The organism is Dokdonella immobilis, assembly GCF_900115085.1.
In the GTDB taxonomy this organism is placed as follows: domain Bacteria; phylum Pseudomonadota; class Gammaproteobacteria; order Xanthomonadales; family Rhodanobacteraceae; genus Dokdonella; species Dokdonella immobilis.
The window spans coordinates 62,938-80,449 of record NZ_FOVF01000004.1 but is presented as its reverse complement, the minus strand read 5'-3'; the positions used below and the strand labels follow the sequence as shown (position 1 = coordinate 80,449).

Sequence of the window (17,512 nt, the reverse complement as noted above, 5' to 3'; positions counted from 1 at the left end):
GGGGCGCGCAACGCGCAAATCCACGGGGCGGACATCCCGACCGATAGAATGACCGAGATCCCGGTCGCCCAGCTTTGCAGGGAGGGAAATGCCGCGACGGGGCGAAAGCGAACGTCTTGCCGCAAAAAAGCCGCACGCGCGCACGCTGCCGGGATTACGACCTTGGCATTCGGCTCGAGGTGAGAGGGCGCCAGGCTGCCGGTGCGTCGTGCCTGAACGTACAGCCGGCTATCGATGGCGCTGCGCGCGCGGCGGCGCCGAGATGCGGGTGCACTTCAGGCGGGGCGAGATTCGCTCCAGGCGCCGGCGGGGCAGGTCCGGACGCGCGCGTCGGCCGTGGTCGGACCGCGAATCAGCCGCAGAACAGCTTGATCTGCGACATCGCCTTGTTGATGTTTTCCTGGTACTGGATCTGCGTTTCCGGATCCGCATCTTCGCCGGGCTTGGCGGCATTGTAGGCGTCGAGATTCTTGCGCGCGGCCGCGCAGTTGCGGGTGATGTCTTCGGGGCTGTAGCCGGCCGCGGCGGCCATGGTCGGGCCTTCCTTCGGGGCTGCGTCCGCCGGCGCTTCGGCTTCCTCGCTGGTGACGCCGTTGCGCACGACCAGCTTCTTGGCGGTCGGGGTGTTCGGCGGTGGCGGCGTATCCGAGAAATGCTTGGTACCGTTGGCATCGGTCCAGGAGTAAACCTGCTGGGCGCCGGCAGGGGCGGCGACAAGGCAGAGCAGGGCAATAACGAACAAGCTGGGCTTCATGATGGTCTCCGCGTCGGTGCGAGCCGACAGTTGGCCCTTGGAATCAGGGCACTGGATAGCACTAGTTTCGTTGTCTTACAAGCACTTCGCCGATAAATCGCAACGATAAGCTAAACTCGACACACTTTCCGGAACGGCAGTCGGCATGGAAGAAACACCCACCAGTCCGCGCAAGCGACCCCGCGGCATCTATCTGTTGCCCAACCTGTTCACGACGGGGGCCATGTTCGCCGGGTTCTACGCCATCATCGCGGCGATCGGCGGGCGTTATTCCGACGCCGCGCTCGCCGTTTTCGTGGCCGGCGTGCTGGATGGGCTGGACGGCCGCGTGGCCCGCCTGACCGGGACCCAGAGCGATTTCGGCGTGCAGTACGACTCGCTTTCCGACCTGGTCAGTTTCGGCCTCGCCCCGGCCCTGGTCATGTACACCTGGTCGTTGTCTTCGCTGACCGAATACGGATCGCTGTGGGGCAAGATCGGCTGGGCCGCGGCCTTCATCTACGCGGCCTGCGCGGCGATGCGCCTGGCCCGTTTCAACACCCAGGTCGGGGTGGCCGACAAGCGCTATTTCCAGGGCCTCGCCAGCCCGGCCGCGGCCGGGCTATGCATGTCCTTCGTCTGGACCATCGAGAAGTTCGACATGAGCGGGCTCGAGGTGCAGTTCATCACCCCGGTCATCGCCGTGGTGGCCGGCCTGCTGATGGTCAGCAACGTGCGCTATTTCAGCTTCAAGGCGTGGCCTACCTCGGACCGCGTGCCGTTCATCTGGATTCCGGCCGCACTGCTGGTCTTCGTAGCCCTGGCGGTCGACCCGGCCCGGGTCCTGTTCGGCATCGCAGCGCTGTACGTGCTGTCGGGACCGGTCATGACCCTGTGGGGCCTGCGCCGCTGGCGCGAACAGCGTGCCTTGCGTCACAGCGAGCGCAGCGAGGAATGAGCAGCGTGCCAGCCATGCAGCATGATTCGGCCCCGGCCGATCAGGCGCGTGCGCTGGCCTTCCTTGCCGATCTGTCGGAAACCCTGGCGGTCTCGCTCGACCTGCGCCAGACCTTGAGCGAAGCGGTCAACCGGATCGCCGACTTCATGGGTGCCGAAGCCGCCTCGCTGTTCCTGCTCGATGAAAGCGGCACCACGCTCGAATGCCGCGTCTGCGTGGGCCCGATCGATATCGCCGGCCTGCGCATTCCGACCGGGCAGGGCGTGGTCGGCCGCGCGGTGGCGGAAAATGCCAGCCAGGTCGTGGCCGATGCACTCAACGACGCGCGGGTCGATCACTCGACCGACAGCGATACCGGCTTCGTCACGCGCAGCCTGCTCTGCGCGCCGCTGGCCACGGCCAAGGGGCCGATCGGCGCGCTCGAAGTGGTCAACAAGCGTAGCGGTGGAGTCTTCACCGCCGACGACGCCGAGATCCTGCGCCTGATCGCCGCGCCGACCTCGCTGGCCATCAACAATGCACGCATGGCCAACGAACTCGTGCAGCAGGCGCGCATGAAACGCGAATTCGACCTGGCCCGGCGCATGCAGAAATCGTTGCTGCCGAAGCGCCGGCGCAATGGGTTCCCGCTGCTCGGGGTGAACCTGCCGGCGCACGAGATCTCCGGTGACTTCTACGACTACTTCGACCTGCCCGACGGGCGTATCGGCTTCTTCATAGGCGATGTCTCGGGCAAGGGCCTCGATGCGGCCTTGCTGATGGTCCGTGTCGCCTCGCTGCTGCGCTGGATAGGCAAGGAAGGAACGGAGCCCGAATTGTGGCTCGAGCGGGTCAACGAGGAGCTTTGCCAGACCAGCCTCGACGGGCGCTTCGTCTGTGCCCTGGTCGGCCATAGCGACCGCCTGGCCAGGCATGTGCACATCGCCGCGGCCGGATTTCCGCCGGCCCTGCTTTATCGGCGCGGCGAATTCACCGAATACCTGTCCGGCGGCGCGCCGCTCGGCATCCTGCCGGGCATGACCTTCGACGGCCACGAGATCGACCTCGACGACGCGTCGTTGTATTGCTTTTCCGACGGCGTCACCGACGTCCGTGATGCGCAACGCCAGACCATCGGCTCGGAGGGCGTCCGTGCGCTGATCCAGCGCCATGCCGGTGCATCCGCCGAACCGCGCCTGCGCGGCATGTTCTCGGAGCTCAAGCACCTGCGCCTGGTCGACGACACCACCCTGCTGCTGATCGAACGCATCCATCCGCAAGGCCCCGAGGTCCTGCTCACGCGCCGCTTTCCGGCCCGACCGGAGCAGATGCGCGAGATTCGCTCGCTGCTGCGCACGACCCTCGACGATGCGGGCGTCGAAACCGGCATTCGCGATAAACTCGTCCTCGCCATCGACGAAGCCTGTTGCAACATCATCCGCCATGCCTACGGTCCGGACGATTCGGGCGATATCGATCTGCACCTGACCAGCGATGGCGGCATCCTCGAATTCCGCCTGTTCGACACGGCGCCGCCGGTCGATCCGGCGCGGGTGCGGCCGAAACCGCTCGGCGAATGTCGCAGTGGCGGGCTCGGGGTGGCGCTGATCGATTCGGTAATGGACGATTGGACATTGCAGGCAAGGCCCGACGGCAAGGGCAACCGGCTGGTCATGCACAAGCGCATCAGCCTCACGCGAAGGAACGGGGAAGATCACGAATGAACGGTATCGAACAGGAAACCGCCGAAGGCTGCACGCTGATCCGGCTGCGTGGCGAAGTCGACCTGTCCTGGTCGCAGCAGGTCCGCCAGGCCGTGCTCGAGGCGTTGAGCACGAGCACGCGCGTCGGCGTGGTCCTCAGCGAAGTCAGCTACATCGATTCGTCCGGCATCGCGGCCCTCGTCGAGGGCTTCCAGAATGCGCGCTCGAAGGGCAGCAGCTTTGCCCTGGTCGCGGTCAGCGATTCGGTGCGCGCCGTGCTCGAGCTGGCCCGGCTCGACCGCGTCTTCCCGATCGTCGCCGACATCGAAGCCATTCCCAACGTTTCCGGTGCACCGGCTTGGAAGCCCTGACCCGACCGCTTGGCAAGCTCGGCAGGGCCACCGCTGGGGCCCTGAGCGGCATGGGCTATGCGGCCATGTTGCTGGTCGAATCGCTGTACCTTTCGATGGTTGGCTGGCGCATCGGCCAGCCGCTGCGCCTGCGCGCGGTGCTCGAGCAGATGCGCCAGATCGGCGTCGACGCCCTGCCGATCGTCTGCCTGCTCGCCTTCACGGTCGGCATCATGCTCGGCATCCAGTTCGTCTCCGCGCTCGGCGAGTTCGGCGCGCAGTCACAAGTCGTCGTTGCCGTGGCCAAGTCGGTGACGCGCGAGTTCGGCGCCCTGATCACCGCGATCCTCGTCGCCGGTCGTTCCGGGTCGGCGCTGGCCGCACGCATCGGCTCGATGACGGTTTCCCAGGAAGTCGATGCGCTGGCCGTGATCGGCATCGACCCGGTCCGCTACCTGGTCGCGCCGGCCCTGATCGCGATGCTGATCATGCTGCCGCTGTTGACCGTATTCGCCGACGCCGTGGCGATCTACGGCGCGGCCCTGTACAGCGCGCCGGCGCTCGATATCACGCCGAGCGCCTACATGCTGCAGACGATGTCGTTGCTCGATCCCGGCGATCTCGGCCAGGGCATCGCCAAGAGCGCCGTATTCGCCCTGCTGATCACCCTGATCGGGGTCAGCACGGGATTCTCGGTGGTCGGCGGCGCCGAGGGCGTCGGTCGCGCGACGACGCGTGCGGTGGTCCTGTCGATCTGCTGGATCATCGTTGCCGACATGATCTTTTCCTATTTCCTCAACCGATGACTGCGCCTGCGCCCCTGATCGAAGTCGAGAAGCTCGAAGCCTGGTATGGCAAGCGGCGCATCCTCAATGGCGTCGACTTCACCGTCCATCCGGGCGAGATCCGCGTGATCATGGGCGGCTCGGGTTCGGGCAAGAGCACCCTGCTGCGGCACATGCTCGGCCTCAACCGACCGGTCTCGGGCTCGGTGCGGCTGTTCGGCACTGATCTGGCCACGGCAAGCGATCGCGAAAAGCTCGAGGTGCGCAAGCGCATCGGCGTGTCGTTCCAGGGCGGCGCGCTGCTGACCTCGATGACGGTCGGCGACAACGTCGCCCTGCCGCTGCGCGAGCACACCAGCCTCGACGAGCAGACCATCCGCATCATGAGCCGGCTCAAGCTCGAGGTGGTCAATCTCGGCGGCTTCCAGGACCTCATGCCGAGCCAGCTCTCGGGCGGCATGATCAAGCGCGCCGCGCTGGCGCGTGCGGTGGTCATGGATCCGCGCCTGCTCTTCTTCGACGAACCGTCGGCCGGCCTCGATCCGGTCGTCTCGGCCGAGCTCGACGAACTGATCCTGCGCCTGCGCGACGCCTTGCGCATGACCATCGTCGTCGTCACCCACGAACTCGACAGCGCGTTCAAGATCGCCGACACGATCACCGTGCTCGACCAGGGCAACGTGCTGATGACGGGGACCACGGCGGACGTGCGCGCGGCCGACAACGAACGCATCCAGGACCTGCTCAACCGGCGCCCGCGCGAGGTCCACGTCGATGCAGACGAATACCTGCAGCGGCTGGTCGGAGAAACCGAATGAAACGCCACGAACGCATCGGATTTCCAACAGACGCCAGGGAGGGTCTGACCAAGTAGCAAAGCCGTCACGACGTCTGCCTGTGTGCAGGTCGCAACGCGCCGACGCAGAAGGACTGGCCGTCTTTCAAGGCGGCGCAACAAAGATCTGCGCGCAGGCAGGCGTCGCGCCAACAGATTGATTGGAGGCTGAAAAGGTGGCGTCCAGAAGGCTCTCCACATGCACCGCGCGCCTCGTCAAGGCAACCAGCCTTCACTTCGCCGCGCCGCACATGTGGAAAACCTTCTGAACGCCATGACGGCTTTGCTACTTGGTCAGACCCTCCCTAGAATGCACCGACCTTCGGGGGGAAGCGCACCGTGAAACGCGACACCGTCAACTATGTCCTGGTTGGAGCCGTCGTTGCCGTGGCGCTGGTCCTGCTGCTGGTCGGCTTGGCCCTGATAACGGGCCGCAGCGGCGCTTCGACCGACTACATCGTGCACTACCGCAACGTGACCGGGCTGCGCTACGGCGCGCCGGTGTTCTACGAGGGCTACCGCATCGGCGAAGTCAGCGAGGTGGAGCCGCAGCGCAATACCAGCGGCACGCGCTACCAGGTCACCCTTTCGGTTCGCCGCGACTGGACCATCCCCGACGACAGTGTCGCCAGCCTGCAGTCGAGCGGACTGCTCGCCGACATGTCGGTCGGCATCAAGGAAGGCAGCAGCCGGACCGTGCTCGCGCCCGGCGCCGAGATCAAGGGCGCGGAAACCGCCGACGTGTTCGCCGCGGTCGGTGAACTGGCCGGTCAGGTTTCGACCCTGACCCGCGACAAGATCACGCCGCTGGTCACCCTGCTGTCGCAGCGCGTCGATTCGATCACCGGCACGCTGGACAGCAGCGCGCCGGAGATCCTCGGCCAGGCGCAGACCCTGCTCGGCAAGCTCAATGGCGCTTCGGATGCACTCGACGACCTGCTCAAACCGCAGAACCGCGCGGCCGTGGCCGGCATCCTCGGCAATGTCGAGGGGCTCAGCAAGGAACTGCGCGAAACACGCAAGACCCTCGACGATACCGTCGGCGAACTGGCCGACATGGCGCGTGAGAATCGCGGCGACATCCGCGGCGCGGTCACCGATCTCGCCACGGTCATGGCCAGCCTGTCCAGCCGCATGGACGTGATCACCCATCATCTCGAGTCGGCGACGCGCAACCTCGACGAGTTCAGTCGCGAGATCCGGCGCAACCCCGGACAACTGATCCGTTCGCCGGAACCGGACAAGCTGGAGGAAGACGCGCCATGAGACCTGCCGGACCGATGGCCCTGCTGATGCTGCTGGCCGCACTCTTCCTTGCCGGTTGCGGCAACGTGCCGGGCGTGCCCGACCACACCTACTTCCGCATGAGCAAGCCGCAGCAGCTTCCGCGCAGCGAAAAGCCCGTGTTCGTCGATCCGATCGTGGTCGGCCTGTTCGAAGCCAACGGCCTGTATGCCGACCGCGCCCTGATCTACGCGCTCGATCCCGCTGCCGAGGAACTGCGACAGTTCCACTACCAGCTCTGGACCGATCCGCCGACGCGCCTCTTGCAGCGCCGCCTGCAGATCGAACTGCGCGAAGCCAACATGGCACCGCTGGTGATCCAGGCGCTCGCCGCGAGCCAGGGTGCGGTGCGCATCAGCGGCGAGATCCTGCGCTTCGAGCGCGTGCCGACGCCCGAGGGCGGCCACATCGCCAGTGTCGTGCTGAGGTTGCGCGCCGACCGGCCCGACGGTACTCCTCTCACCAACGAGATCTACCACGCCGACGTGCCGGCGGCCGACAAGCGCCTGATCTCGGCCACCGAAGCGATGTTCGCGGCGGTCGACCAGATCTTCGTCGAGTTCCACGCCGACCTGATCAAGAGCCAGGAACTCGAGCATGCTCGATGAGTACGGCCTGCGCCTGCTCGCCGAGATCGGCGTCGATGTCTATCTGCCGCGCGCGGCTGCGCGCGTGCAGCCGGCCAGCGATGCAACTGCGCCTGCGCCAGCGCCGGCATTGTCCGATGCCACTTCACGGCAGGGCGCGGACGCCCCGACCGACATCCTGATCATCGGCCACGAGAGTGCCCCCACACGCTTCCTGGCCGATCTGCAGCGCGCCTGCCGGCTGGCCGGGCTGGCCGTGCAGACGAGTCATGCCGATGTCGGTGCCATCGCCGACGCGCGCGGTCTGATCGTGCTCGGCGAGCGCCTGGCCCGCGACCTCGGCGCGGCCCTGCCTGCACAGCGCCAGAATGAAATCGCCTGGGTCGTTGCCGGCGCCGCGCCGACTCTGGTGGGCGAGGCGGCAGCCAAGCAGGCTCTGTGGGGCGAGATCAAGCGCCTCGCACGGCAGTTCCCACGCGCCCGCCACCCGGACTGAGCGGACGCGGCCGTGGTTGCCAACCTGCAGGAGCCGATCTCGAGTTTTCGCGCCATGCGGCGCGAGGACCTCGAAGCGATCTCGCGCATCGAACTGTCCGCCTATCCGTTCCCGTGGACCTTCGGGATCTTTCGCGACTGTCTGGCCGCCGGCTACGAATGCTGGGTGCTCGAGCGTTCGGCCGAAATCATCGGCTACGGCGTGCTCTCGGTGGCCGGCGGCGAGGCGCATATCCTCAACCTGTGCGTCGCGCCGGCCGAGCAGGGCCGCGGCCATGGCCGCCGTGTCCTGTCGAGAATGCTCGACCTGGCCCGCTGGCATCGGGCCGAACGGGTGTTCCTCGAGGTCCGCCCCTCCAACACCACCGCGATCGCCCTCTACGACAGCGCCGGCTTCAACGAGATCGGCAAGCGCCCGAACTACTACCCGGGGCCGCGCGGTCGCGAGGATGCCATCGTCATGGCCATGGAACTGCTGGCGCCCGGGCATGAGACCTGGCCGCCTTCCCTGGGCCGCTAGGGCAGGATCTGGCCAAAAAGCGATGACGCCTAACCGATTGATTCGGCGTTAAAAAGTAGCGGCCAGACCGCTCCCCCTATGCGTTGTGCGGCTCGTCCAGGCGAGCAGCCCTCACTTCGCCACGGTGCAGATGTGGACGGTTTTCTGCACGCCATGACGCCTTTGCTGCCTGATCAGGCCCTCCTTCGCCCGCCGGATCTGGCCCCAGGGGCGCGGATTCCGACATCCCTGCTGCAACGCGGTAACATGCGCATCCCGCCACGGCCGCCAAGGGTTTGTCGATGTTTTCCAAGGGTTTGCGAATAGAGGGTTTCGATCCTGAACTGGCAGCAGCGATCCAGGCCGAAGCTACCCGCCAGGAAGATCACGTCGAACTGATCGCCTCGGAGAACTACGCCAGTCCGCGCGTGCTCGAAGCGCAGGGTTCGGTGATGACCAACAAATACGCCGAGGGCTACCCGGGCAAGCGCTATTACGGCGGTTGCGAATACGTCGACATCGCCGAGCGCCTCGCCATCGACCGCCTCAAGCAGCTGTTCGACGCCGACTACGCCAATGTGCAGCCGCATTCGGGCTCGCAGGCCAACCAGGCGGTCTACCTGGCCCTGCTCAAGCCGGGCGACACGATCCTCGGCATGAGCCTGGCCCACGGCGGCCACCTGACCCACGGCGCCAAGCCGAACATCTCGGGCAAGCTGTTCAACGCCGTGCAATATGGCGTCAACGAACACGGCCTGATCGACTACGACGAGGTCGAGCGCCTGGCCGTCGAGCACAAGCCGAAGATGCTGGTCGGCGGCTTCAGCGCCTATTCGCAGGTGGTCGACTGGGCGCGCATGCGCGCAATCGCCGACAAGGTCGGGGCGATCTTCTTCGTCGACATGGCCCACGTCGCCGGCCTGATCGCGGCCGGTGTCTATCCGAGCCCGGTGCCGCATGCGCACGTGGTCGCCTCAACCACGCACAAGACCCTGCGTGGCCCGCGCGGCGGATTCATCATCGCCAGGGGCCTCGGCGAGGAGCTCGAAAAGAAGCTGCAGTCGATCGTCTTCCCGGGCATCCAGGGTGGCCCGCTGATGCACGTGATCGCGGCCAAGGCGGTCGCCTTCCTCGAAGCCCTGCAACCCGAGTTCAAGGCCTACCAGGCCCAGGTCGTGGCCAATGCCAAGGCCATGGCGAAGACGCTGATGGCGCGCGGCTACAAGATCGTCTCGGGCGGCACCGAGAACCACCTGATGCTGATCGACCTGATCGGCCGCGAGTCGAGCGGCAAGGATGCCGAAGCCGCGCTCGGCAAGGCCCACATCACGGTCAACAAGAACGCCGTGCCGAACGATCCGCGCTCGCCCTTCGTGACCTCGGGCCTGCGCATCGGCACGCCGGCCGTGACCACGCGCGGCTATGGCGAAAAGGACTGCGCCGATCTCGCCGGCTGGATCGCCGACGTCCTCGACGCCCCGAACGACGACACCGTCATCAGCGCCGTGCGTGACAAGGTCACCGAGCAGTGCAGGGCGTATCCGGTGTATGGCTAGGGGGCCGGGATTCGAGATTCGGGATTCGGGATTCGGGCTGAAGCCGGGATTCGGGATTCGGGATTCGGGATTCGATAGAAGCCCGTTCTCCGCATGCTCCCGGTCTGCCTTCAAGATTCCCTCTCACTCGCTGTTTCGAATCCCCAATCCCGAATCCCGAATCCCGGCTCACTGATGCACTGCCCGTTCTGCCAGCATGAAGACACCCGGGTGATCGATTCGCGCGTCTCCGATGATGGCGCGACGATCCGACGGCGGCGCGAGTGCGAGCATTGCGGGGAGCGCTTCAACACCTTCGAGACGGCCGAACTGAAGCTGCCGGCGGTGGTCAAGTCCGACGGCCGTCGCGAGGCCTTCGACGAGCGCAAGTTGCGCACCAGTTTCGATCGCGCCCTGCAGAAGCGGCCGGTGTCCAGCGACGAGGTCGACGCCGCCGTGCGCGTCGTCATCGACGACCTGCGCCGCAGCGGCGAACGCGAAGTAGCCTCGCTGCGGGTCGGCGAGTTCGTCATGCGCGAACTGAAGAAGCTCGACCAGGTGGCCTATGTGCGCTTCGCCTCGGTCTATCGCAGCTTCGAGGACGTGCAGGCCTTCCGCGAGGAGATCGAAAAGCTCGAACGCGACCTGCCGGCCCTCGAGGGCATGCAGTTGCCCCTGCTCGGCGGCTCGATGGCGCGCAAGGGCAAGGGCTGAAAAGCGCATCGTGCCGGTGATCCGATGAGCGACTGCAGCGCGATCGACCACGCGCACATGGCCGCGGCATTGCGCCTGGCCGAACGCGGCCTGTTCACGACCCAGCCGAATCCGCGCGTCGGTTGCGTCATCGCGCAGGGTGAGGATGTGGTCGGCCGCGGCTGGCATGTACGCGCGGGCGGCCCGCACGCCGAGGTATTCGCGCTGGCCGAAGCAGGGGCGCAGGCGCGTGGCGCCACTGCCTATGTGACGCTCGAACCCTGCGCCCACCACGGCCGCACGCCGCCCTGTGCCGATGCCCTGGTCGCCGCCGGCATCTCCCGCGTCGTGATCGCCCACGAGGATCCGTTTGCCGAGGTCGACGGGCGCGGTATCGAACGCCTTCGCGCTGCGGCTATCGCGGTCGAAACCGGTTTGATGAAGCCGCTCGCGCGCGAGCTCAATCGCGGTTTCTTCTCGCGCATCGAGCGTGGCCGACCCTGGGTCCGGCTCAAGCTCGCGATGAGTCTCGACGGGCGCACCGCGCTGGCCAATGGCGAATCGAAATGGATCACCGGCGAGGCGGCGCGTGCCGACGTGCAACGCTGGCGTGCGCGTAGTTCGGCGATCCTGACCGGGCTCGGCACCGTGCGCGCGGACAATCCGCGACTGACTGTGCGCCTGCCACACGCCGCGGAACACGACGCCGATGCTGCAGCGGTCGCGCCGCTGCGCGTGATTCTCGACAGTCGGCTGCGCCTGCCGGCGGATGCCCACGTGCTCGACGGAACTGCGCCGACCCTGCTCGTGCATGCCCGTGATGGCGCGCCAGTCGAGCGCGACTTCGGTCCGGCCGAGCGCGTCGGCGTTGAAATGACCGGCGATCGTCTCGATCTGAAGGCCGTGCTCGGCGAACTGGCGCGGCGCCAGGTCAACGAGATCCAGGTCGAGGCTGGCCCAACCCTGTGCGGTGCGTTGCTGGCCGCAGGCCTGGTCGACGAACTTCTGCTGTACATCGCGCCGGTGCTGCTGGGCGATCGCGCAAACCCGTTGCTGGGGCTGCCGCAGCTGACCGACATGTCGGCGCGCTGGAAGCTGAAGACCGTCGACCAGCGCATGCTGGGGACGGACAGCCGCTGGCTGCTGCGTCCCGAGGAGAATTGAGTGTTCACCGGAATCGTCCAGGCCATCGGCCATCTTGCGTCCAGCGAAATCCGCGGCGGCGACCGGCGCATGGTTTTCGAGACCGCAACGCTGGCGCTCGATGACGTGCGCAGCGGCGACAGCATTGCCGTCGCCGGCGTCTGCCTGACCGCACTCGACATCACGACCGATCGGTTTTCCGCCGACGTCTCGCTGGAGACCCTCAGGCTGACCACGCTCGGCGCGCTCGAACCCGGTGCGGCGGTCAATCTCGAAAAGGCGCTGCGCCTGAGCGACCGCCTCGGCGGCCACCTCGTTTCGGGCCATGTCGACGGCCTCGGTCGCGTCGTCGATATCCAGGCCGATGCGCGTTCGCAGCGCTGGACTTTCGAGGTTCCGGCGACGCTGGCGCGCTACATCGCGGGCAAGGGTTCGATCTGCATCGATGGCGTCAGCCTGACCGTCAACGAGGTCGAAGGCCTGCGCTTCGGCGTCAACCTGATACCGCACACGCAAGAGGTCACGACGTTCCGCGAGCGCCACATCGACGATGCCGTCAATATCGAGGTCGATCGCATGGCGCGCTACGCCGAGCGCCTGATCGAATTCCGCGACACCGAGACACAACCCCTGTAGGAGCGGCTTCAGCCGCGATGCTCCTGCTGCTGATGTCCAACGAAGAGCATCGCGGCTGAAGCCGCTTCCTACAACCCCGGCAGCCATACTTCCAGGTAGCAAGCGCCATTCATGCCATTTGACGGACACCCGCCATGAGCTTCGACACGATCCCCGACATCCTCGACGACATCCGCGCCGGCCGCATGGTCGTGATCCTCGACGACGAGGACCGCGAAAACGAAGGCGACCTCGTCATGGCGGCCGAAAAGGTGCGTCCGGAAGACATCAACTTCATGGTCCGCGAGGCGCGCGGACTGGTCTGCCTGACCCTGACCGCGGCGCGTTGCCGGCAGCTCGGCCTGAAGCCGATGGTGCACAACAATACCTCCTCGCATCACACCAACTTCACAGTCTCGATCGAAGCGGCCGAGGGCGTGACCACGGGCATATCGGCCTACGACCGCGCGCACACGATCCGCACCGCGGTGGCGAAGGACGCGCGCCCCGAGCACCTGGCCCAGCCCGGCCACATCTTTCCGCTGGCCGCGCAGACCGGCGGCGTGCTGGTGCGCGCCGGACACACCGAGGCGGCCTGCGACCTCGCCACCATGGCCGGCCTCGAGCCGGCCGGCGTGATCGTCGAGATCATGGATGAAGACGGCAGCATGGCGCGGCGTCCGGCCCTCGAGACATTCGCGCGCAAGCATGGGCTGCGCATCGGCACGATCGCCGACCTGATCCGCTATCGCCTGCAAACGGAAAACACGATCGAGCGCGTGCGCGACGTCGAAGTCGACACCGAATTCGGTGCATTCCGCCTCGTGGTGTGGCGCGATTTGCTGCACAAGGCATTGCACTTCGCCCTCGTGCGCGGCGACGTGGCCGATGGCAAGCCCGTGCTGACCCGGGTGCACGTGCGCAATACGCTGTCGGACGTGCTGCATCTGCGCCGCGACGATCTCGGCCTGACCGTGACCGCGGCCCTGCGCCGCGTGGCCGACGAGGATCGCGGCGTGGTCGTCGTACTCAGCGAAGCGGGCGAGACCGAAGCCTTGCTCGACTGCCTGGCCGGAACGCCGCCGAACCGGGATGGCGACCCGGCCCGCGAATGGCGCCGCAACGGCATTGGCGCGCAGATCCTCGCCGACCTCGGCGTGCGCCATCTGCGCGTGCTCGGCACGCCGCGCAAGCTGGTCGGCCTGGCCGGCTTCGACCTCGAGATCGTCGGCTACGAGGACGCCGCCGCGAGCCGCCAGGATTCCCGGAAAAATTCCTGACCAACCGTTCGCCGTCGGACCTGGTCCGGCGGCGAACGGATTTCCCGAAGATTGCCGTTCATCCCTCGACTGGCTCAGAGCCTGCCCCGGACATCGATCCGGGGACAAACGGATTTCCCTCGCACGGCCTTGGGGGCAATGGGTAGAAAAGAAGCCGTTCGAGCGTGGATCGAATCCGGAGACCAGCGGATTTCGCCAGGCTGGGGTTTGCGACGGTCGGAGTCGGCGAACCTGCACGGCACCTTCAGCCCTTTGGCTCGTCATCCCTGCGCAGGCAGGGATCCAGTGTCTTTGATTCCTTTCGCGCCAATGCATCCCCCACCGCCATGAGGCGAGGCAGGCTTGCCGCCGCGACGGAGCACGCTAGTTCGGCAGCGCCAGGTCGTCGAGCATGGCGCGCAGGAAGCGCGCCGCTTCGCCGCCGGTCGCAGCGCGATGGTCGAAGGTCAGCGACAGCGGGATGACCTTGTGCGATTCGAATCCGCCCATGACCGGGGTCATCTGGTGGCGGCCCTTGCCGGCGGCGACGATGGCCACGGTCGGCGGCACCACGATCGGCGTCGCATAACGCCCGGCGAAGATACCGAAGTTCGACAGCGAAATCGTGTAGCCCTTGAGTTCCTCGGCCGGGATGCTGCGGTTGCTGACCTGGTCGCGCAGGCGATTGATGGCCTGGCGGATGCCGTTCGCGTCGAGCACGTCGGCATTGCGCAGCGCCGGTACGAACAGCCCGTCGTCGGTGTCGACGGCGATGCCGATGTCGACCTGCGGATGCAGGGTGCGGGTCAGGTTCTCGCCATCGAACCAGGCGTTCAGGGCAGGGACCGCCTGGCAGGCGCGGACGAGGGCGCGGATCAGGCGCACGGTGATGTCGTTGCCCGGCGCCCAGGCGTGGATGTCGGCGTCGTCGCAGAGCGTTGTCGGCACGACCTGCGCGTGCGCGGCGGCCATGACGCGGGCCATGTTGCGACGCACGCCCTTGAGCTGTTCCGGTTGTCCGCTCGCGGTCTGCGTCGGTGGCGTGGTCCGCATCGGCTTGCCCGACGCGGACAGCGCCGTGCGTTCGCCCGCGGAACGCGAAGGTGCGGCCGCGGCGTGCGGCGTGGATTGCTCAGGCGAAGTCCGCGCTGGCGCAGGTGAGGTTCCGATCCGCGCCGTTCCCGACTCCGCGGCCGCCTTCACGTCCTTCAGGGTGACGACGCCGTCGGCGCCGCTCGGCCTGACCCGGCCGAGGTCGACGCCGAGCTTCCTGGCCAGTGCGCGCACGGCCGGCACGGCCTTGACGCCACCGACGCTCGAGGCCTGCTCGGCATGCACGCGATCGCCGGCTTCCATGGCCCCGACCACGGTGCCCGAGTCGGCGCGCTCGTCTTCGGCGGTTGCCGGCGCATCGGATATTTCCGCGGCATTCTCGGCATCCACCTTGGCCTTGGCCGGTTTCGGCGGGCCGTGGTGATGCCCGGTCGACTCGGCGTCGGCGCGCTGCGGCAGGTTCGGATCGAGTTCGATATCGATCAGCGCTGCGCCGGTCTCGATCACGTCGCCGGCCTTGCCGTGCTGCTTGACGACCTTGCCCGAGAACGGCGAGGGCACCTCGACGACGGCCTTCGCCGTCTCCATCGAGACCAGCGGTTCATCGAGGGTGGCCACGTCGCCGGGCTTGACGAACCACTCGACGATGGTCGCGTCGGGCAGGCCTTCGCCGAGATCGGGAAGATGGAATGTCTTGGTCTCGCTCATGCATCGACTCCGTCGGCTCAGCTCACGGCCAGGGTGCGTTTCGCCGCGGCGACGATCTTCTCGACGCTCGGCAGGTATTTCATTTCGAGGCGGAACAGCGGGATGTGGGTGTCGTATCCGGTCACCCGCTCGACCGGGGCAACGAGGTCGTAGAGTGCATGCTCGGCCAGGCGGGCGGAAATCTCGGCACCGAATCCGGCCGTGCGCGGTGCTTCGTGGACGATCACGCAGCGCCCGGTCTTGCGCACCGATTCGTGGATCGTGTCGAAGTCGAGTGGCTTCAGGGTGGCCACGTCGATGACTTCGGCGCTGATGCCTTCCTCGGCCAGAGCATCGGCGGCCTCGAGGGTTTCCTTGACCTGCGCGCCCCAGGTCACCAGGGTCACGTCGCTGCCATCGCGCAAAACGAAACAGACATCGAGCGGCAGCGCTTCGCCATCGTCGGGCACTTCTTCCTTGTACTGGCGGTAAATACGCTTGGGTTCGAAGAAGATGACCGGATCGGGATCGCGTATCGAAGCGAGCAGCAGGCCATAGGCACGACCGGGTGAAGATGGCAGGACCACGCGCAGGCCCGGCACGTTCGTGAACAGCGCTTCGTTTGCTTCGGAATGATGCTCGGGGGCGCGGATGCCGCCGCCCCAGGGCGCGCGCCACACAGCCGGCACGCTCATGCGCCCGCGGGTGCGATTGCGCAGGCGCGCGGCGTGGCAAATGATCTGTTCGAGCATGCCGTAGATGAAGCCTTCGAACTGGGCTTCGGCGACCGGTTTCATGCCCTGCGCGGCGAGACCGACCGTGATGCCACCGATCGTGGTCTCGTCGAGCGGCGTATCGATCACGCGCTCGGCGCCGAACTTGTCGAGCAGGCCGAGCGTGGCGCGGAACACGCCGCCGTTGACGCCGACATCCTCGCCGAGCACGACCACGCTCGGATCATGTTTCATTTCCCAGGCCAGGGCCTGGGTGACTGCTTCGATCAGGGTGATTTGGGCCATGGTTTCGTTCCCTCTTGCCTAGCCCAAACGGACGTTTTGCGGCGATCGCCGCGCGCTGCGGATCATGACGGTATGGTTCACGTGCGCTTCTCCCAGGCGATCGCCTCTTCGCGCTGGGCGAGCAGGTCGGCCGGCAGTTCGGCATAGGTGTAGTCGAACATCGCCTCGACCGGTTGCGCCTTCGTCTCGAGATAGGCGTTGACCTCGGCATCGACGTATTTCGTGCACTGCGCCTTCCAGGCCGTCTCCTCGTCCTCGGTCCAGGCATTGAGCGACATCAGGTAGGCCTTCATGCGGCGCAGCGGTTCGCGCGCCCAGGCGTCCTTGACCTCCTGTTCGGAACGGTAGCGACGCGCATCGTCGGCCGTGGTGTGGTCGGACAGGCGGTAGGTGACCGCCTCGATGACCATGCCGCCATGGCCGTGGCGGGCGCGCTTGAGCGCGTGGTCCATGGCCGCGCGCATCGCGATCAGGTCGTTGCCGTCGACCTGCAGGCATTCGAGGCCGGCGGCGATGCCCTTCTGGGCCAGGGTCCGGGCCCCGGTCTGCGCGTCGCGCGGCACCGAGATTGCCCAACCGTTGTTGACGATCACGGCGACCAGCGGCAGCGACATTGCGCCGGCGACGTTCAGTGCGCTGTTGAAATCGGCCTTCGAGGAACCGCCATCACCAATCGTGCAGACTGCGACGCGCGGCTCCTTGCGGATCTTGAAGGCGAGTGCGGAACCGGCCGCGTGCAGGCATTGCGTGCCGATCGGCACGCACCAGGCGAAGTCATGGGCCGGGCCGGAAAAATTGCTGCCGCGCTCGTCGCCGCCCCAGTACATCAGCAATTCGCGAGGCTTGACGCCGCGATGGAACTGCACGCCGTATTCGCGATAGCTTGGCGCGAAGCAGTCGTCTTCCTGCATGGTGCTGCCGATCGCGAGATAGGTGGCCTCGTGACCGAGGCAAGGCGCGTAGGTGCCGAGTTTTCCGGTGCGCTGCAGGGCGATCGCCTTGGCATCGAACACACGCACCATGAGCATTTCCTGGTACAGCTTGACCAGTTGCTTGGTGTCGCGGGCGAATGCGGGCAGGTCGTCGCGGACCAGCTTGCCCTCGGCGTCGAGGTATTGCAGGTATTCGATTTCGAAGGTGGCGGCTATGGGCACGGGTTTCTCCACTGGACCGCGCCTCGCAATGACGGCGCGAATTGGCCAAGCATCGGCCGGAGCTGTGACGTGTCGTCGCGGCGCACCGTCCGGACAGCCGACGGGTCTGCGGGAACGGTGCGAACGTTTCGTGCGGAATCCGGATC

18 protein-coding genes are annotated in these 17,512 nt (G+C 66.7%); 14 read left to right on the top strand and 4 right to left on the bottom strand.

The window, feature by feature from the left end; all coding sequences use genetic code 11:
- Nucleotides 1–352 precede the first annotated feature (352 nt).
- Nucleotides 353–754, bottom strand: a complete 402-nt coding sequence (locus BM125_RS04465; protein ID WP_092405324.1) for a DUF4124 domain-containing protein — start codon at nt 752–754, stop codon at nt 353–355.
- A gap of 145 nt (nt 755–899) precedes the next feature.
- On the opposite strand from BM125_RS04465, the gene pssA reads away from it, so the two are divergent.
- The 14 genes from pssA (at nt 900) to ribBA (ending at nt 13,474) form a co-directional block, all read left to right on the top strand.
- Nucleotides 900–1,691 carry a CDP-diacylglycerol--serine O-phosphatidyltransferase gene (pssA, locus tag BM125_RS04460; RefSeq protein ID WP_092405322.1) on the top strand — a complete coding sequence of 264 codons (792 nt, stop codon included), beginning with the start codon at nt 900–902 and terminating at the stop codon, nt 1,689–1,691.
- Nucleotides 1,688–3,394 carry an ATP-binding SpoIIE family protein phosphatase gene (locus tag BM125_RS04455; protein ID WP_092405320.1) on the top strand — a complete coding sequence of 569 codons (1,707 nt, stop codon included), beginning with the start codon at nt 1,688–1,690 and terminating at the stop codon, nt 3,392–3,394. Before pssA ends, BM125_RS04455 begins: the two co-directional genes overlap by 4 nt.
- Nucleotides 3,391–3,744, top strand: a complete 354-nt coding sequence (locus BM125_RS04450; protein WP_092405318.1) for an STAS domain-containing protein — start codon at nt 3,391–3,393, stop codon at nt 3,742–3,744. The genes BM125_RS04455 and BM125_RS04450 overlap by 4 nt, the downstream gene beginning before the upstream one ends.
- The gene (locus BM125_RS04445) at nt 3,732–4,529 is read left to right on the top strand and encodes an MlaE family ABC transporter permease (protein ID WP_092405316.1); all 798 of its coding nucleotides are present in this window, start codon (nt 3,732–3,734) and stop codon (nt 4,527–4,529) included. The genes BM125_RS04450 and BM125_RS04445 overlap by 13 nt, the downstream gene beginning before the upstream one ends.
- Entirely contained in the window at nt 4,526–5,326 is an 801-nt protein-coding gene (locus tag BM125_RS04440) for an ABC transporter ATP-binding protein (protein ID WP_092405314.1), read from the top strand. The genes BM125_RS04445 and BM125_RS04440 overlap by 4 nt, the downstream gene beginning before the upstream one ends.
- A 356-nt stretch (nt 5,327–5,682) precedes the next feature.
- Nucleotides 5,683–6,609 carry an MlaD family protein gene (locus BM125_RS04435; RefSeq protein WP_092405312.1) on the top strand — a complete coding sequence of 309 codons (927 nt, stop codon included), beginning with the start codon at nt 5,683–5,685 and terminating at the stop codon, nt 6,607–6,609.
- Nucleotides 6,606–7,235 (top strand): ABC-type transport auxiliary lipoprotein family protein, encoded by a 630-nt coding sequence (locus BM125_RS04430; protein ID WP_092405310.1) that lies wholly within the window; start codon nt 6,606–6,608, stop codon nt 7,233–7,235. The genes BM125_RS04435 and BM125_RS04430 overlap by 4 nt, the downstream gene beginning before the upstream one ends.
- Nucleotides 7,225–7,710 carry a hypothetical protein gene (locus BM125_RS04425; protein ID WP_092405308.1) on the top strand — a complete coding sequence of 162 codons (486 nt, stop codon included), beginning with the start codon at nt 7,225–7,227 and terminating at the stop codon, nt 7,708–7,710. The genes BM125_RS04430 and BM125_RS04425 overlap by 11 nt, the downstream gene beginning before the upstream one ends.
- A 54-nt stretch (nt 7,711–7,764) precedes the next feature.
- A complete protein-coding gene (gene rimI, locus BM125_RS04420) occupies nt 7,765–8,229 on the top strand; it encodes a ribosomal protein S18-alanine N-acetyltransferase (RefSeq protein WP_092405306.1) in 465 nt (154 codons plus the stop codon).
- A gap of 281 nt (nt 8,230–8,510) precedes the next feature.
- Nucleotides 8,511–9,764: a serine hydroxymethyltransferase gene (glyA, locus tag BM125_RS04415; RefSeq protein ID WP_092405304.1), complete on the top strand. Its 1,254-nt coding sequence runs from the start codon at nt 8,511–8,513 to the stop codon at nt 9,762–9,764.
- A gap of 174 nt (nt 9,765–9,938) precedes the next feature.
- The gene (gene nrdR, locus BM125_RS04410; RefSeq protein WP_092405302.1) at nt 9,939–10,457 is read left to right on the top strand and encodes a transcriptional regulator NrdR; all 519 of its coding nucleotides are present in this window, start codon (nt 9,939–9,941) and stop codon (nt 10,455–10,457) included.
- A 57-nt stretch (nt 10,458–10,514) separates the two neighbouring features.
- A complete protein-coding gene (gene ribD, locus BM125_RS04405) occupies nt 10,515–11,600 on the top strand; it encodes a bifunctional diaminohydroxyphosphoribosylaminopyrimidine deaminase/5-amino-6-(5-phosphoribosylamino)uracil reductase RibD (protein ID WP_092405582.1) in 1,086 nt (361 codons plus the stop codon).
- Complete coding sequence (locus BM125_RS04400) at nt 11,601–12,215, top strand: riboflavin synthase (protein ID WP_092405300.1); 615 nt, start codon at nt 11,601–11,603, stop codon at nt 12,213–12,215. It begins immediately after the preceding gene.
- A 134-nt stretch (nt 12,216–12,349) separates the two neighbouring features.
- Complete coding sequence (ribBA, locus tag BM125_RS04395; protein ID WP_092405298.1) at nt 12,350–13,474, top strand: bifunctional 3,4-dihydroxy-2-butanone-4-phosphate synthase/GTP cyclohydrolase II; 1,125 nt, start codon at nt 12,350–12,352, stop codon at nt 13,472–13,474.
- A gap of 363 nt (nt 13,475–13,837) precedes the next feature.
- Here ribBA and BM125_RS04390 read toward each other — a convergent pair whose 3' ends face one another.
- From BM125_RS04390 to pdhA, 3 genes are all read right to left on the bottom strand, one after another.
- Nucleotides 13,838–15,214 (bottom strand): dihydrolipoamide acetyltransferase family protein, encoded by a 1,377-nt coding sequence (locus BM125_RS04390; RefSeq protein ID WP_092405296.1) that lies wholly within the window; start codon nt 15,212–15,214, stop codon nt 13,838–13,840.
- 17 nt (nt 15,215–15,231) lie between these two features.
- The gene (locus tag BM125_RS04385) at nt 15,232–16,212 is read right to left on the bottom strand and encodes an alpha-ketoacid dehydrogenase subunit beta (protein ID WP_092405294.1); all 981 of its coding nucleotides are present in this window, start codon (nt 16,210–16,212) and stop codon (nt 15,232–15,234) included.
- Nucleotides 16,213–16,289: 77 nt separating this feature from the next.
- Nucleotides 16,290–17,366: a pyruvate dehydrogenase (acetyl-transferring) E1 component subunit alpha gene (pdhA, locus tag BM125_RS04380; RefSeq protein WP_092405580.1), complete on the bottom strand. Its 1,077-nt coding sequence runs from the start codon at nt 17,364–17,366 to the stop codon at nt 16,290–16,292.
- Nucleotides 17,367–17,512: the final 146 nt, after the last annotated feature.